General features: G+C 71.9%; 13 protein-coding genes. 10 read left to right on the plus strand and 3 right to left on the minus strand.

Annotated elements, in window-relative coordinates:
• The first annotated feature begins 86 nt into the window (after positions 1-86).
• The 8 genes from ARTHRO9V_RS00145 to ARTHRO9V_RS00180 all read left to right on the plus strand — a co-directional run bounded on the left by ARTHRO9V_RS00145 (position 87) and on the right by ARTHRO9V_RS00180 (position 8,716).
• On the plus strand, positions 87-962 hold the full coding sequence (locus ARTHRO9V_RS00145; protein WP_159824769.1) for an SDR family NAD(P)-dependent oxidoreductase: 876 nt from the start codon (positions 87-89) through the stop codon (positions 960-962).
• A 181-nt stretch (positions 963-1,143) separates the two neighbouring features.
• Positions 1,144-1,599 (plus strand): chemotaxis protein CheY, encoded by a 456-nt coding sequence (locus ARTHRO9V_RS00150; protein WP_123571383.1) that lies wholly within the window; start codon positions 1,144-1,146, stop codon positions 1,597-1,599.
• Entirely contained in the window at positions 1,596-1,898 is a 303-nt protein-coding gene (locus ARTHRO9V_RS00155) for a transcriptional regulator (RefSeq protein WP_056043893.1), read from the plus strand. The genes ARTHRO9V_RS00150 and ARTHRO9V_RS00155 overlap by 4 nt, the downstream gene beginning before the upstream one ends.
• 178 nt (positions 1,899-2,076) lie before the next feature.
• Complete coding sequence (locus tag ARTHRO9V_RS00160; RefSeq protein ID WP_159824771.1) at positions 2,077-2,811, plus strand: TetR/AcrR family transcriptional regulator; 735 nt, start codon at positions 2,077-2,079, stop codon at positions 2,809-2,811.
• Between the two features lie 111 nt (positions 2,812-2,922).
• A complete protein-coding gene (locus ARTHRO9V_RS00165) occupies positions 2,923-5,580 on the plus strand; it encodes an MMPL family transporter (RefSeq protein WP_159824773.1) in 2,658 nt (885 codons plus the stop codon).
• A 521-nt stretch (positions 5,581-6,101) separates the two neighbouring features.
• Entirely contained in the window at positions 6,102-6,614 is a 513-nt protein-coding gene (locus ARTHRO9V_RS00170) for an FBP domain-containing protein (protein ID WP_159824775.1), read from the plus strand.
• A gap of 356 nt (positions 6,615-6,970) precedes the next feature.
• Positions 6,971-7,144 (plus strand): hypothetical protein, encoded by a 174-nt coding sequence (locus ARTHRO9V_RS00175; protein WP_159824777.1) that lies wholly within the window; start codon positions 6,971-6,973, stop codon positions 7,142-7,144.
• Positions 7,145-7,345: 201 nt separating this feature from the next.
• A complete protein-coding gene (locus ARTHRO9V_RS00180) occupies positions 7,346-8,716 on the plus strand; it encodes an SLC13 family permease (RefSeq protein ID WP_123571915.1) in 1,371 nt (456 codons plus the stop codon).
• Between the two features lie 264 nt (positions 8,717-8,980).
• On the opposite strand, the gene ARTHRO9V_RS00185 is transcribed toward ARTHRO9V_RS00180, so the two are convergent.
• From ARTHRO9V_RS00185 to ARTHRO9V_RS00195, 3 genes are read right to left on the minus strand one after another with little or no spacing between them, the layout of a single operon-like run.
• On the minus strand, positions 8,981-9,706 hold the full coding sequence (locus tag ARTHRO9V_RS00185; protein ID WP_056047144.1) for a hypothetical protein: 726 nt from the start codon (positions 9,704-9,706) through the stop codon (positions 8,981-8,983).
• Positions 9,703-10,344 (minus strand): hypothetical protein, encoded by a 642-nt coding sequence (locus ARTHRO9V_RS00190; protein WP_123571913.1) that lies wholly within the window; start codon positions 10,342-10,344, stop codon positions 9,703-9,705. Before ARTHRO9V_RS00190 ends, ARTHRO9V_RS00185 begins: the two co-directional genes overlap by 4 nt.
• 59 nt (positions 10,345-10,403) lie before the next feature.
• Positions 10,404-11,411 (minus strand): LacI family DNA-binding transcriptional regulator, encoded by a 1,008-nt coding sequence (locus tag ARTHRO9V_RS00195; RefSeq protein ID WP_123571912.1) that lies wholly within the window; start codon positions 11,409-11,411, stop codon positions 10,404-10,406.
• A 147-nt stretch (positions 11,412-11,558) separates the two neighbouring features.
• Between ARTHRO9V_RS00195 and ARTHRO9V_RS00200 the strand changes: the two genes are divergently transcribed.
• Positions 11,559-12,845 carry an ABC transporter substrate-binding protein gene (locus tag ARTHRO9V_RS00200; RefSeq protein WP_159824788.1) on the plus strand — a complete coding sequence of 429 codons (1,287 nt, stop codon included), beginning with the start codon at positions 11,559-11,561 and terminating at the stop codon, positions 12,843-12,845.
• 10 nt (positions 12,846-12,855) lie between these two features.
• Entirely contained in the window at positions 12,856-13,890 is a 1,035-nt protein-coding gene (locus ARTHRO9V_RS00205) for a carbohydrate ABC transporter permease (RefSeq protein WP_056047131.1), read from the plus strand.
• Positions 13,891-13,906 lie beyond the last annotated feature (16 nt).

Genomic DNA, 13,906 nt, shown 5'->3' on the forward strand with positions numbered 1-13,906 from the left:
GGGCGGGGGCCCGCGCGGCTGTACGCCTGCCGAGAGAACGCCTACCGCCGACCCGGCCCCAGCGCATCCCGCCTAGCGTCCCCTGCATGACCGTCACCCTGCCTCCCGCCGCCCGCCTCGACGACCGGACCGTCGTCGTCACCGGAGCCAGCTCGGGCATCGGCCGCGCCGCCGCCCGCGAGCTCGCCCGCCTCGGAGCCACCGTCGCCGTCGTCGGCCGCAACCCCGACCGCACCCGCACCGTCGCGCACGAGATCGGCGGCACCGCCTACCTCGCCGACTTCTCCGACCTCTCGACCGTCCGCGACCTGGCCGAGCAGCTGCTCGCCGAGCTGCCGCGCATCCACGTCCTGGCGAACAACGCCGGCGCCACGATCCCCGAGCGCTCGCTGACCGTCGACGGCCACGAGACGACGTTCCAGGGCAACCACCTCGCTCCCTTCCTCCTGACCGCGTTGCTGACGCCGCGCCTCCTCGAGACGGCGAAGGAGGCGCCGGCCGGGTCGGTCCGCATCGTCCAGACCTCGAGTGCCGGCAACCTCTTCGGCAAGGTCGACCTCGACGACCTCGACAACGCACGGGGTGCGTGGGCCGGCGGCTTCCGCGCCTACGGCACCTCGAAGCTGCTTAACGTGCTGTTCACCCGTGAACTGGCCCGACGCCTGCCCCGCGCCGGCGGCGGGGTCGACGCGTTCGCGTTCCACCCCGGGTTCGTCGCCTCGGGCTTCGGTGGCGACGGCGCGTTCATGACCGCGGCCAAGCGCCTGGCCGTCTCGACCGAGGACGGAGCCGAGCCGCTGATCCGCCTCGCGGGGGTGGCGACCGTACCGGCGCCGAGCGGCAACTACTTCGACCGCCTCAAGGCCCCCGGTCGCGTGGCCCGTCAGGCGGCCGACGCCGACCTCGCCCGACGCCTGTGGGACGAGAGCGCCCGTCTGCTCGACCTCGACGAGACGATCTAGCGCGGCCCCGGCGGCGCCCGACCGGACGCCCCGGCCTCGACGGGCCGGTCGAGTGGGCAGAAGACGTCCTTCCGCCGCGGGGGACGAACATCTTCTGCCCACTCGATCGAATCGACGAGAAAGTACTTGCTTATCGTGAAAGTACTTTCTAGAGTGGGAGTCCTACGAGAGGACGACCACCATGACCGCTGACCTCACCGGCACGACCGGCACCCCCGACTCCGCCGAGGCCCGGCGCCTGCTCGACCGGGCGGACGCCGTGGGCCGCAGCGCGACGTCGGCGGCGAGCTGGCCCGCCGTCGCCTTCCTGCTCGGCCTGGGTGCCGCCGCGTCGATGGGCACCCTCGCCATGGGGCTCACGACGGGCACCGCCTACTTCGTCGCGATGGGTGGCCTGCTCGTCTGGATCGCCGTCCTGGTCGTGGCGTTCGTCCTGCTGAGGAGGTCGGCCCGCGTCGGCTTCGGCCGGCGCTGGATGGCCTACCTGGCCGCGTTCTTCGCCTGCTACGTCGGGGCCATGCTCGTCGTCGGCTTCTCGCAGGGCCAGGACGTCGTCGGCAGTGCCGTCATGGCGGCGGTCCTGCTCGCGGTGTCGGTCGCCTGCGCGGCCGTCGAGGTGCGCGAGGCGCGACGATGACCGCGCGACCGCACCCGCGCCTCCGGCTGTCCGAGCTGCTGCACCAGCCCGTCCGTTTCTCGATGATGGCGGCGCTCGCCGCGGCCGAGGGTCTCGACTTCCGTGACCTGCGCGACGCCGTGCAGGTGACCGACTCGACGCTGAGCAAGCAGGTCAGCGCCCTCGAGGCGGCGGGCTACGTCGCCGTGACGAAGGGGTTCGTCGGCAAGCGGCCCCGGACGAGCCTCAAGGCGACGCCGGCCGGGCGCGAGGCCTGGGCCGCGCATCTCGCCACCCTCCGCGAGATCGCCGCCGACTAGCCGCCGGGGCAGGGGCGTCCCGTGGCCGTGCGCCGGGGGCGCCCCTCTTCGTCCGGTCGGCAGGACGAGGAGGCGCGGGGCGGCGGGGTACGGAGGCCGCGTACCGGCCGCGCAAGTCCCAGCGACTCCCCAGCCGCTGTGGGTGCACCGAGTGCGTCGCTGCACTTAGTGTAGGCAGGTGACCGTCAAGACCCTGGTGCCCGACCGCCGTGCCGCTCTCAAGGCGAAGCACCGCCAGGCGATCCTCGACGCCGCCGACGCACTCATCGCCGAGCGCGGGGCGCCCCGATTCAGCGTCGACGAGCTCGCCGAGCGTGCCGACGTCTCGCGCCGCACGGTCTTCAACCACTTCTCGTCGCTCGACGAGGTCGTCATGACGGCCTGCACCCGCGTGCTCACCGGCGCCGTCGACGAGTTCCGGGCCGCGACCGCCGCGACGCCCGTCGGCGACGGCAGCCGCGCCTCCTTGTTCGCCGAGATCATCCAGGCCATGCAGGGCATCGACCTGCCGGCCGTCGTCTCGTACCTCTGGGGCGTCCTCGGCGACGACGGCGGCGACCCGCGGTCGCACAGCCTGATCCAGGACGTCTTCACCCGCGTCACCGAGCAGCTCTCGATCGAGATGGCCGAGCGCAGCCCGGCCACCGACCCGCTCGAGGCCGAGGTGCTCGTCAGCTCGCTGATGAACGGCATCGCCGTCGTCGCGCGCCACTGGATCACGCGGACCGGCGCCGTGGTCGACGCGGACAGCCGCGACGTCTGGGCCGACCTGCTCGACCGGGTGACGACGAGCATCCGCGCCGGCTACGGGCCGCCGCCGGCGGGCGCCCGGACGCCCGCGGTCGATGCGGCGCCCTCGGCCGCCGAGACCCCCGCGGCCGGCCCGACGGAGCCCGACCCGACCACCCCCTGACCCGTCGGCCGGCACGCCCGGCCGACCCGCACCTCCTTCTCGACGACGCGACGTGAGGCCCACCACCGCAACCCGCATCACCCCGCACCACCCCTGGAGGAACAGACACCCATGGCATCCCTGCTCTATCGACTCGGCCGGTTCTCGGCCCGGCGGGCCTGGCTCGTCATCGTGGCCTGGCTGGTCGTGCTCGGCCTCGCCGGCGGCGCCTTCGCGCTGTTCGGCGGCACGCTGACCACCGCCGTCAGCATCCCCGGCACGGCGACCCAGAAGGTCAGCGACGAACTCGCCGAGAAGTTCCCCCAGGCGAGCGGCGGCACCGGAACGGTCGTCTTCACGACCGCCGACGATGCGGCCTTCACCGACCAGCAGAAGTCCGACATCGCGGCCCTGCTGACCGACGCGAAGGAGCTGGACGACGTCAAGGGCACGACCGATCCCTTCGCGACCCAACAGCAGATCGACGACCAGGGGCAGAAGATCACCGACGGTCGGGCCCAGATCGCCGCCGGCGAGGCCCAGATCACCTCGGGCCAGGCGCAGATCGACGCCGCGAAGGCCCAGATCACCGCCGGCCAGCAGCAGCTCGACGCCGCGAAGGCCCAGGCGCAGGCCGCCGGCGGGGCCGCACTGGCCGCCGCCACGCCGCAACTCGAGGCACAGCAGGCGCAGCTCGACGCGGGGACGCAGCAGATCGCCACGCAGCAGTCCACCCTCGACGCGGGCAAGGCCGAACTCGAGACGCAGAGCACCACGCTCGAGCAGGGTGCGTCGTTGCTCGAACTGACCGACGGCATCCGTCAGGTGTCGACCGACGGCACCACGGCCGTGGCCAGCATCCAGTTCGACAAGGCGCTCAACCTCGTCACGAGCGAGAACAAGGAGGCCGTCGTCGAGGCGATGAACGACGCCGACATCGACGGCGTCCAGGTCGAGGTGTCGAACGACATCGCGGCCAGCATCCCCGAGATCCTCGGCCCGGGCGAGGTGGCCGGCGTGGTCATCGCGGCCATCGTGCTGTTCGTCATGCTGGGCACGCTCATCGGTGCCGGCCTGCCCCTCGTCAACGCCCTGATCGGCGTCGGCGTCGGCGTGCTCGCCTCGTTGTCGCTCTCTGGTGCCGTCGAGATGCTGTCGGTCACGCCCGTGCTGGGCGTGATGCTCGGCCTCGCGGTCGGCATCGACTACTCGCTGTTCATCCTCAACCGGCACCGCACCCAGCTGAAAGAAGGGGTGCCGCTGCACGAGTCGATCGGCCTGGCCAACGGCACGTCGGGCAACGCGGTCGTCTTCGCCGGCTCGACCGTGCTGATCGCCCTGCTCGCACTGAACCTGACCGGCATCCCCTTCCTCGGCCTGATGGGCACCGTCGGCGCCGTCTGCGTGTTCGTGGCGATCCTGATCGCCATCACGCTCACCCCGGCGCTGCTGCGCCTCGTCGGCCTGCGCATCCTCACCAAGAAGGCTCGGAAGAACGTCGGCAACACGGGTGCCGTCCGCGTGCCGACCAAGCCGATGAGCACCACCCGCGCCGTGCTGACCCTCGTGGCCGGCGTCGCCGTGCTGCTGATCGTCGCCATCCCCGCGCTCTCGATGCGCCTCGGCCTGCCCGCCGGGTCGTCCGAGCCGGTCGACTCGAGCGCCTACAAGGCCTACAAGCTGATCGACGAGAAGTTCGGTGCCGGCGTCAACGGCCCCCTGGTCGTCGTGGCCGACCTGCCGACCGCGATCTCGGACGACGACCTCGTCTCCGAGCAGGTGCGCATCGGCACGATCCTCAAGGACCAAGACGACGTCGCCGCGGTCGCCCCCATCGGCGCCTCGGACGACGACACCCTGCTGGCGTTCCAGGTCGTGCCGAAGGGCGGACCGACCGCCGAGTCGACCGAGCAGCTCGTCCGCGACCTGCGCGGCCTCGACATCGACGACGTCTCGTCGCTCGGCGTGGCAGGCAACGCCTCGGGCAACATCGACGTCAGCGAGAAGCTGGCCGGTGCCCTGCCCCTCTACCTGCTCGTCGTGGTCGGGCTGTCGTTGATCATCCTGATCTTCGTGTTCCGCTCGATCCTCGTGCCGATCACCGCCACCATCGGCTTCGTGCTGTCGCTGTTCGCCGCGTTCGGCGGCGTCACCGCGGTGTTCCAGTGGGGCTGGCTCGGCCCGGTCTTCGGCGTGCACGACCCGGGGCCGATCCTGAGCTTCCTGCCGATCCTGATGGTCGGCGTGCTGTTCGGGCTCGCGATGGACTACCAGCTGTTCCTGGTCAGCGGCATGCGCGAGGCGTACGCCCACGGCTCGCCGGCCCGCCTGGCCGTGCAGCGCGGCGTCCACGCCGGTCGCACGGTGGTCACGGCCGCGGCGCTGATCATGACGGCGGTCTTCTCGGGCTTCGTGTTCTCGAACTCGGTGATGATCCAGTCGATCGGCCTGGGCCTCGCCCTCGGCGTGTTGGTCGACGCGTTCGTCGTGCGCCTGCTGCTGATCCCGGCCGTGATGCACCTGCTCGGCGACGCCGCGTGGTGGCTGCCGAAGTGGCTCGACCGCATCCTGCCCGACGTCGACGTCGAGGGCGCCTCCCTCGAGCGGTCGCGGCCGCACGCCTCGGCCGGCGACGCGTCGGGCTCGGGCTCGGGCTCGGGCTCGGACGCGGACGCGGGCTCGGGCTCGGGTTCCGGTGACGGGCACGTCTCGCACGTCGACCCGACCGCCCCCGTGGACGCCGTCCCCGACGGCAGCGACCCCGACCACCACGGGCGCCACGCGGGCTGACCCCGCACGTCGCACCACCGACTGGACGTCGCACCGCCGAACTCGGCGGTGCGACGTCCCTTTCGTGGTGCGCTGTGGCCGTCGCCGGCCTCGGGGACGCGACCCGCGCCTCCTGATCGGGTCGCACCATCGTCGCGTGGTCGAACCACCCTGGAGCGTGGTTCGACGACGCGGGCGTGGTGCGACCCGGCCAGGACGAGGAGGCGCGGGCGCCGTTGCCGAGGAGCGCTCACGGTCGTAGGGTGGCCGGGTGAAGATCCCGTCCGCACCTGCGACGCCCACCGGGCGTGAGGGGGTCGTCGGCGCCGCGTGCGCCGGCTGCAGGTAGTCGCGTCTCCGCCGCGGATCGACCGTCGAGGTCCGACCGCGCACCCGTGCCGCGTGGGCTGGAGCCCCGGCACGATCCCACGAGAACACCCGGGTCGGCCGACGCGTCGACGGCGGGCACCCGCGCGGTCGCCGATCGCGCGGGTGTGCGCGTCGACGTCACCGTGCCCCGGGCCCGACGACCGGAGAACCACATGATCCCCCTGACCGAGAAGACCGTCCGCGCCTCGTTCGTCAACGCGAGCCGCCGAGAAGCAGCCGACCTGACGCTGCCGCCCGAGTTCGCCGACCTCGACTGGACCGACCTCGAGTACCTCGGTTGGCGAGACCCCAGGCTCGCCCGCCGGGCCTACGTCGTCGTGCCGACGCTCGACGCGGACGGCGAGCCGGGCCCCGCGGTCGCCGGCGTCGTGCTGCGGCAGGCCGAGGCCTCGCCCCGGCAGCGTGCGCAGTGCACCTGGTGCCAGGACGTCCGCCTGCCGGCCGACGTGCTGTTCTACGGCGCCAAGCGAGCCGGCGCGGCCGGACGCAACGGCGACACCGTGGGCACGCTCGTCTGCGGCGGGTTCGAGTGCTCGGCCAACGTGCACGTGCTGCCGGCCGAGGCCTACCTCGGGTTCGACGCCGAGGCGGCCCGACTCGAGCGCATCGCGAGCCTGCGCGTGCGGGCCGCGGGCTTCGTCGAGAACGTGCGCCGCGCCTCCTGACGTGCGCCGCGCCTCCTGACCGTCGCCGCGCCTCCTGGTCCGACGAGAACCGGGTGGCACCACGCCCGCGTCGTCGAACCACCCTCGTGCGTGGTTGGACGACGCGGGCGTGGTGCGACCTCGACCGGGCGGGCGCGGCGGCCCGGTCGCCTGACCGCAGGAGGCGCAGGTCGCACCGCCGGCTGAACGTCGCACCGCCGAAACACGCGGTGCGACGCTCAGTTGGCGGTGCGCTCCGCCCCGAGAGCGCAGGAGTCCCGCCCCGAGAGCGCAGGAGGCGCGGGCCGGCACCGTGGGACCCGCGGGTGGGCGGCGTCCCGGCCTGCTCCCCGGGGCCCGGCGGTACCCTGGTGGGCATGTCGTCACCCGCCTGCCCGTCCCGCGCCCCGCGCCGGGCGCGCACGGCGCAGCAGGCGTTCCCGAAGCGGCTCGTGCTGACGAAGCGCACCTGCGGCACGAACGGCTGGATGAGCCTGTGGGGCAGCAACGCCCACGGTGAGATCGCCGGGTGCCCGCCGCCCATGGCGTAGCACCGCTCCTCGTCGTCGACGGGTCGAGCGGACGCCCCGCCCTGCCCGCCGACGCTCCCGAAGGACGACGACCATGACCGACCGCACGCCCGCCGACCCCACGCCCGCCGACCCCACTCCACCCGCGACACCCCGAACCAGGAGATCGACGACGATGCCCTACACCCCCGACCCGACCGAACCCACCCCGGCGGCGACCTCGTGAGCGTCGAGCTCGTCGCGCTGATCGTCCTCGTGGCCGTCTTCGCCCTCTCGGCGATCCGCAACGTGCACATGGGAGCCCTGGCGCTCGTCGCGGCCCTCCTCGTCGGCGTGCTCGTCGTGGGCGAGAGCCTGGACGACGTCCTCGGCGGATTCCCGGTCGACGCCCTGTTGATCCTGCTCGGCATCACCTACCTGTTCGGCATAGCCCGCGAGACCGGGGTGGTCGACTGGCTGGTCGACCGCTCGGTCGGGCTGATCGGCGACCGCGTGGCGCTGATCCCGTGGGCGATGTTCGTCATCGGCACGCTGGTCGCCTGCCTCGGCACGTCGCACGCGGCGTTCACGATCGTGCCGATCGCGATGAGCCTGGCGCACAAGCACAAGATCCACTCGACGATGATGGGCATCGTCATGAGCTCGGCCATCGTCGGCGGTGCCCTCGCCCCGACCAGCATCAACGGCATCACGGTCATGACGGTGGCGCGGGCCTCGGGCATCCCCTACAACCCGGGTCTCATGTTCGGCCTCTCGGTGGGCGTCAACACGCTCGTCGTGCTGGTCGCGTTCTTCCTGTTCGGCGGTCGCGAGCTGATCGCCCGGACCCGGGCGGCGGGCGCGGCCCGGGCCACGACGGCAGGCGGCGGGACCGGCGGCACGCGCGGTGCCGGGCGCGGTGCAGGTGCAGGTGCAGGTACGGGGCGCGGTGCGGGCGGCACGGCCGTGCTGACGGAGCCGGCCACGGCCACCCGGCTGGGCGCCTACCAGGTCGTCGTGCTCGTGAGCATCCCCGTGCTGATCGTCGGCTTCTTCACGATCACGCTGCTCGACGTCGACCTGAACCTCGGTGCCGTGGCGCTGACGCTCGCCGTCTTCCTCGCCTTCGTGAAGCCAGACGTGGGCCGGGCGTCGCTGGCGCGCGTCGACTGGAACACCATCCTGCTGCTCGGCGGGATCATCACCTACGTCGGCGTGCTGACGCGGCTCGGTGCCATCGACCAGCTCGGCGAGGTCGCCCGGTCGGTCTCGTCGCCGCTGCTCGCCGCGTTCGTCATCTGCGTGATCGCCGGACTCGTGTCGGCCTTCGCGTCGACCATCGGCATCCTGGGTGCGCTCATCCCGCTCGCCGTCCCCCTGCTCGTGCCGGGCGGCGGACTCGAGATGACCGGCTTCATCTACGCCCTGGCGATCTCCGCGTCGCTCGTCGACTGCGCCCCGTTCGGCACGACCGGCGCGACCATCGTCGCCTCGGGCGTGGAAGAGGATCGTCCGCGCCTCTACCGCCACCTGACCCGATGGGGCCTCTCGATGGTGGTCATCGGACCGGTCGTCACGTTGCTGGTGTTCGTGGTGCCGTTCCTCTGGGCCTGATCGGCCGGGCCTGACGGCCCCGAGGACGCAGGAGGCGCGGGTCGCGTGACCCGCGCCTCCTGCGTTCCCGTTTTCGCGCGACGTCGCCCAAACGGGGGAGGCGTGCCGCTCCGAAGACATGCCCGGGTGCCTCCTGGGGTGCCCCGTGTCCGACCGACCCTGTCGCGGCACGCCGTCGGCGGCCCGAACCGTCGGCACGGTCGGGAGCCCGAACTCTCGGCACGGACTCTGGTGTCAAGGGCGACACCGGGGTCTGCGGGGTCGTCAGGTCCGGTCCAGGGCGAGTCGGAGTCGGCGGGTCACCCCGGGGCCGCGGTCGATCCCGGCCGTCAGAGCCGGGCGGCGATCGAGCCGTTCCAGGGCGGAGAGCAGGCGACGCTTCTCGACGGTGGTCGCGCCTTCGGCGAGACGCACGGTCCTGCCCACCGCCGTGCCGAGCAAGGCGATGTCGAGGAGATGGCGGTCGGGATTCGGATCGTCGTTGACGAGAGCAGCCGCCTTCGCGAACAAGGCTCCTTGCAACGTCGGCCGGAGAACCGTCCCGACGACACCGGCGACCTCGATCCGCACGGGCCCTGCTCGGTTCAGCGCCCCTTGTGCGCCCGCGGAAGCGATCGTCGTCCCACCTGATGCGCCACGTCGGGAATCGGCACGCTCGCCGAGGAAGCGAGGGATCAGGACGTCGATCTGTGCCGACCCGTTGACCCACCGGTGGTGGTGCCCGTTCCACGATTCACCGTCCGGCCCGTAACCGAGGTCCGCCAGGCTGCGGGTGAAGTCGTAGAGCATCCGGGGGTGTGCCCGGACGTCGAGTGCGGCGTCGGCGTCCTCGGTGGGGCGGGATGCGGTGATTCCGTGCTCCCAGCACAACGAATGGACCATCTGGCCTCCGACGAGGCACCAGCCGGTCGGCAGTCGTCGGTGGACGGCGAAGAGGGAATGCCATGCGGCTGCCTGAGCCGGGGTCATGACGGGGGCGACGATCGTCATGACAGGCGCTCGGCCACGAGACGGCCCACCTGGGCACGCTCGCGCGGCCCGGGACTCTGTGCGAGATCCACGAGAAGGACCGCTAGTGGCACCGGATGGACGGGGCGGGCGTCGTCGACGTGCAACAGGACGGTCGGCCGGTCGGAGGGTTCGAGGATGAAGTCGTCGAGTACGGCGTCGAGGTCGTCGGTGCCGACGTGGGCCTCGAGCATTCCGGCGGCCGCGATCCCGGCGCGAGGGTCGCTGAACCCGGACGGGACGATTCGGGCGTCGCCGGGGAGGTCGGCGACGTCGCTCGCGAGTCCGTCGAGTCGCAGGGGCTGCCGAGGTCGGAACCACGCCCAGATCAGGTCGGCGGGGTCGTCGGCTGACCGCAAGTCGTCGAGGTGCCTCACGAGGCGCACCTTCTCCGTAGGCGTCAACCCGTCGTCGAGATCCTCGAGTCGTGCGGACAGGGCCTTCTGCATGCGCGCACCGAGAGGGCGCCGTGCGACGGCACGGTGTTCGAGCGACTCATCGATCAGCCAACGCCCCGCGACCCGTCGTGCGGGCAGTGCGCCGCTCGCAGCCTGGGCCTGGACACGTCGAACCGACAGGCCGTTCTTGGCGGCGTAGTCGGCCACGCTCTGCTCAGGCATGCACACAAGGGTACGCCGACGCGTAGGGAAGTGTAAACAGGCAACCGGTTCCGCCGGGCTCACCCGCGCGGCGGCCCCGTCGTCCCGCGCACCACGAGCCGCGTCGGCAGCTGCACCTCGGGCGCGGCCGGTTCGCCGCCCTCGAGCATCGTGAAGAGCATGCCCGCCGCCGCGCTGCCGAGCCGCTGCATCGGCTGCTGCACGGTGGTCAGCGGAGGCGACTCGCGGGAGGCCTCGGGGATGTCGTCGAACCCGACGATGCTGAGGTCGTCGGGCACCCGCAGGCCGAGGTCGAGCGCGGTGCGCAGCAGGGCGATGGCCGAGAGGTCGTTGGCGGCGAAGACGGCCGTCGGCCGGTCGGGGCTCGTCAGCAGCGAGCGGGCCGCCTGGCGCGAGGCCGTCAACTCGAAGTCGCCGTTGCGGGTCAGCGCCGGGTCGCGGGTGATGCCGGCCGCCCGGAGCGCCTGCACGTAGCCCGCCTCGCGCAACGACGCCGAGCGCAGGTCGGGGCGTCCGGCCAGGAAGCCGATGCGACGGTGCCCCAGGCCGAGCAGGTGCTCGACGGCGAGCAGCGCCCCGCCCCGGCTGTCGCCCTCGACCGACGGCAGGTCGGTGCGCCCGGTGTGCGGGTCGACGGCCACCACGGGGATGCTCGCGGCGGTGGTCAGCACCGAGGGCGTGACGAGGATCGCGCCGTCGATCAGCGTGCCGCTCAACCGGCTGAGCGAGCGACGCTCCCACCCGGTGTTCTCGCCGCGGTGCGCCCCGCTGTAGGCCAGCAGGTCGTACTCGGCGCCCCTCGACCGGACGGCCGCCCCGACCCCCTTGAGCACCTCCGAGCTGAACGGCTCGAAGTCGGCCACGAGCACGCCGATCACCCCGGTGCGGCGGGCCCGCATGCTGCTGGCCACCAGGCTCGACTCGTAACCGAGCTCGTCCACCGCCGCCATCACGCGCTCGATCGCCTGGGCCGAGACGCCGTAGCGGCCGTTGACCGCCTTGGACACCGTCGCGACCGACACCCCGGCAGCTCGTGCCACGTCGTGGATCGTCACCCGTGCCGTCATCACGTCGGCAGCCTAGCCCGACGGAAATGGTTTTCGAAAACGTTTGACACCGGTCCGGACGTTTTCGACACTGAGGCCATGCCGCGCATCGGAGCACGGCACGCTCGGCCGACCACGGCCGCTCAACGAAGAGGAAAAGGTGGAACCATGACCACATCTCGACGGCTCCTGGCCGGGTCTGCGGCCCTGCTGATCGGAGCGGGACTGCTGACCGGCTGCAGCACCGGGGGCGGAAGCGGGTCGGACGACGGCACGCTCACCCTGTGGCAGAACTCGACGACCGGCCCCGGCCAGGACTTCTGGACGGCCACCGCGGCCGACTTCGAGAAGGCCAACCCGGACGTGAAGATCGACGTCCAGACCGTGCAGAACGAGGACTTCGACAGCAAGCTGCAGACCGCCCTCAACTCGGGCGACGCCCCCGACGTGTTCCTGCAGCGCGGCGGCGGCAAGCTCCAGGCCATGGTCTCGGCCGGACAGGTCAAGGACCTCACCGACGTCATCTCGGACGACGCGAAGCAGGACATCAGCGAGGGGACCTTCGGGTCGGGCTCGGTCGACGGCAAGGTGTACTCGATGCCCGTCGCCGTGCTCCCCGGTGGCTTCTGGTACAGCCAGGACCTCTTCGACGCCGCCGGCATCACCGAGGCCCCGAAGACGATGGACGAGCTCGACCAGGCCGTCACCGCCCTGAAGGGCTCGGGCGTCTCGCCCGTCGCGCTCGGCGCCAAGGACGCCTGGCCCGCCGCCCACTGGTACTTCTTCTTCGCGCTGCGTTCGTGCAGCTCGGACGTGCTCGAGAAGGCCGCGACCGACCGTGACTTCAGCGACGACTGCTGGGTCAAGGCGGCCGAGGACCTCGCCGACTTCCGCGACACCGAGCCGTTCAACGACGGGTTCCTCACCACGGCGGCCCAGCAGGGCGCCGGCAGCTCGGCCGGCCTGATCGCCAACCACCAGGCGGGCATGGAGCTCATGGGTGCCTGGAACCCGGGCGTCATCGCCTCGCTCACGCCCGACCAGCAGCCGCTGTCCGACCTGGGCTGGTTCCCCTTCCCCGCCGTCGACGGCGGTGACGGCGAGACCGGCGCCATCATGGGTGGGGTCGACGGGTACTCGTGCTCGGCCGGTGCGCCCGACTCGTGCGTCGACTTCCTGAACTACCTGGCGACCCCCGACGTGCAGACGGCCTACTACAAGGCCTTCAACGCGCCTCCCGTCAACACGGTCGCCCAGGAGGCCGTCACCGAGCCCTACCTGCAGGACGTGCTCAGCGCCTACAACGACGCCCCCTTCGTCTCGCAGTGGCTCGACACCGTCTACGGCCTGAACGTCGGCAACGCGATGAACGTCGCCGTGGTCGACCTGCTCTCGGGTGACGGCACGCCGCAGCAGTTCGTCGACGCCGTCGACGCCGCCGCCAAGAAGGCGTAGAGGTCGGATCGTGAGTCTCCGCGAACCCTCCGTGCGGCCCGCCGCACCCTCGCGGCCTCACGCCACCGCCGGGGGCGAGGCACTCGCCTCGCCCCCGGCGGCCTCCCGGGCCGTGTCCCGGAAGGGGCGTGGCGCCCGCGGCCTCGAGATCGCCCTGCTGGTAGGTCCCGCCCTCGTCGTGTTCCTGGCGTTCGTGGTCTTCCCGATCGTGATGGCCGCCTACTACGGCTTCTTCAGCTGGTCGGGCTTCGGCCCGCCGACCGACTTCGTCGGGTTCCGCAACTACGTCACGATCTTCCAGGACCCGACCTTCCTCGACGCGTTGCGGCACAACGCCACGATCGTCGTGCTCTCGCTCGTGCTGCAGGGCCCTGTGGCCATCGGGCTCGCGTTGCTGCTCAACCGCAAGCTGCGCGGTCAGTCGCTCATCCGCGTGCTGATCTTCGTGCCCTACGTCATCAGCGAGGTCGTCGTCGGTACGGGCTGGAGCCTCATGCTCCAGGGCAGCGGCGCCGTCAACGACCTGCTCACCAAGGTCGGCCTCGGCTCGTTCGCGACCGACTGGCTCGCCGACCCGAGCATCGCGATCTGGACCCTGCTCGTCATCATCACCTGGAAGTACGTCGGCTTCGCCGTCATCCTCTTCCTGGCCGGGCTGCAGGGCGTGCCCGAGGAGCTCAGCGAGGCCGCGGCCATCGACGGCGCGAGCTGGTGGCAGATCCAGCGCCGCATCACGCTGCCGCTGCTCGGACCGACGCTGCGCATCTGGGCGTTCCTGTCGATCATCGGCTCACTGCAGCTGTTCGACCTCGTCTACATCATCTGGGGTCAGTACATCGCGGCCACCGCCGGCACGTCGACCATGGCGACCTACATGGTGGCCAACGGCCGCACCTCGGGCAGTTACGGCTACGGCAACGCCGTCGCGGTCGTGCTGTTCCTCATCTCGCTCGTCGTCGCCCTCGTCTACCAGCGCTTCGTGCTGCGACGCGACACGGCCGGGGCCGTCACGACCTCCGCCACCACCGCAGGAGAAGAACGATGACCGCCAGCACCCTGCC

Source organism: Frigoribacterium sp. 9N (assembly GCF_902506305.1).
Lineage (GTDB): Bacteria > Actinomycetota > Actinomycetes > Actinomycetales > Microbacteriaceae > Frigoribacterium.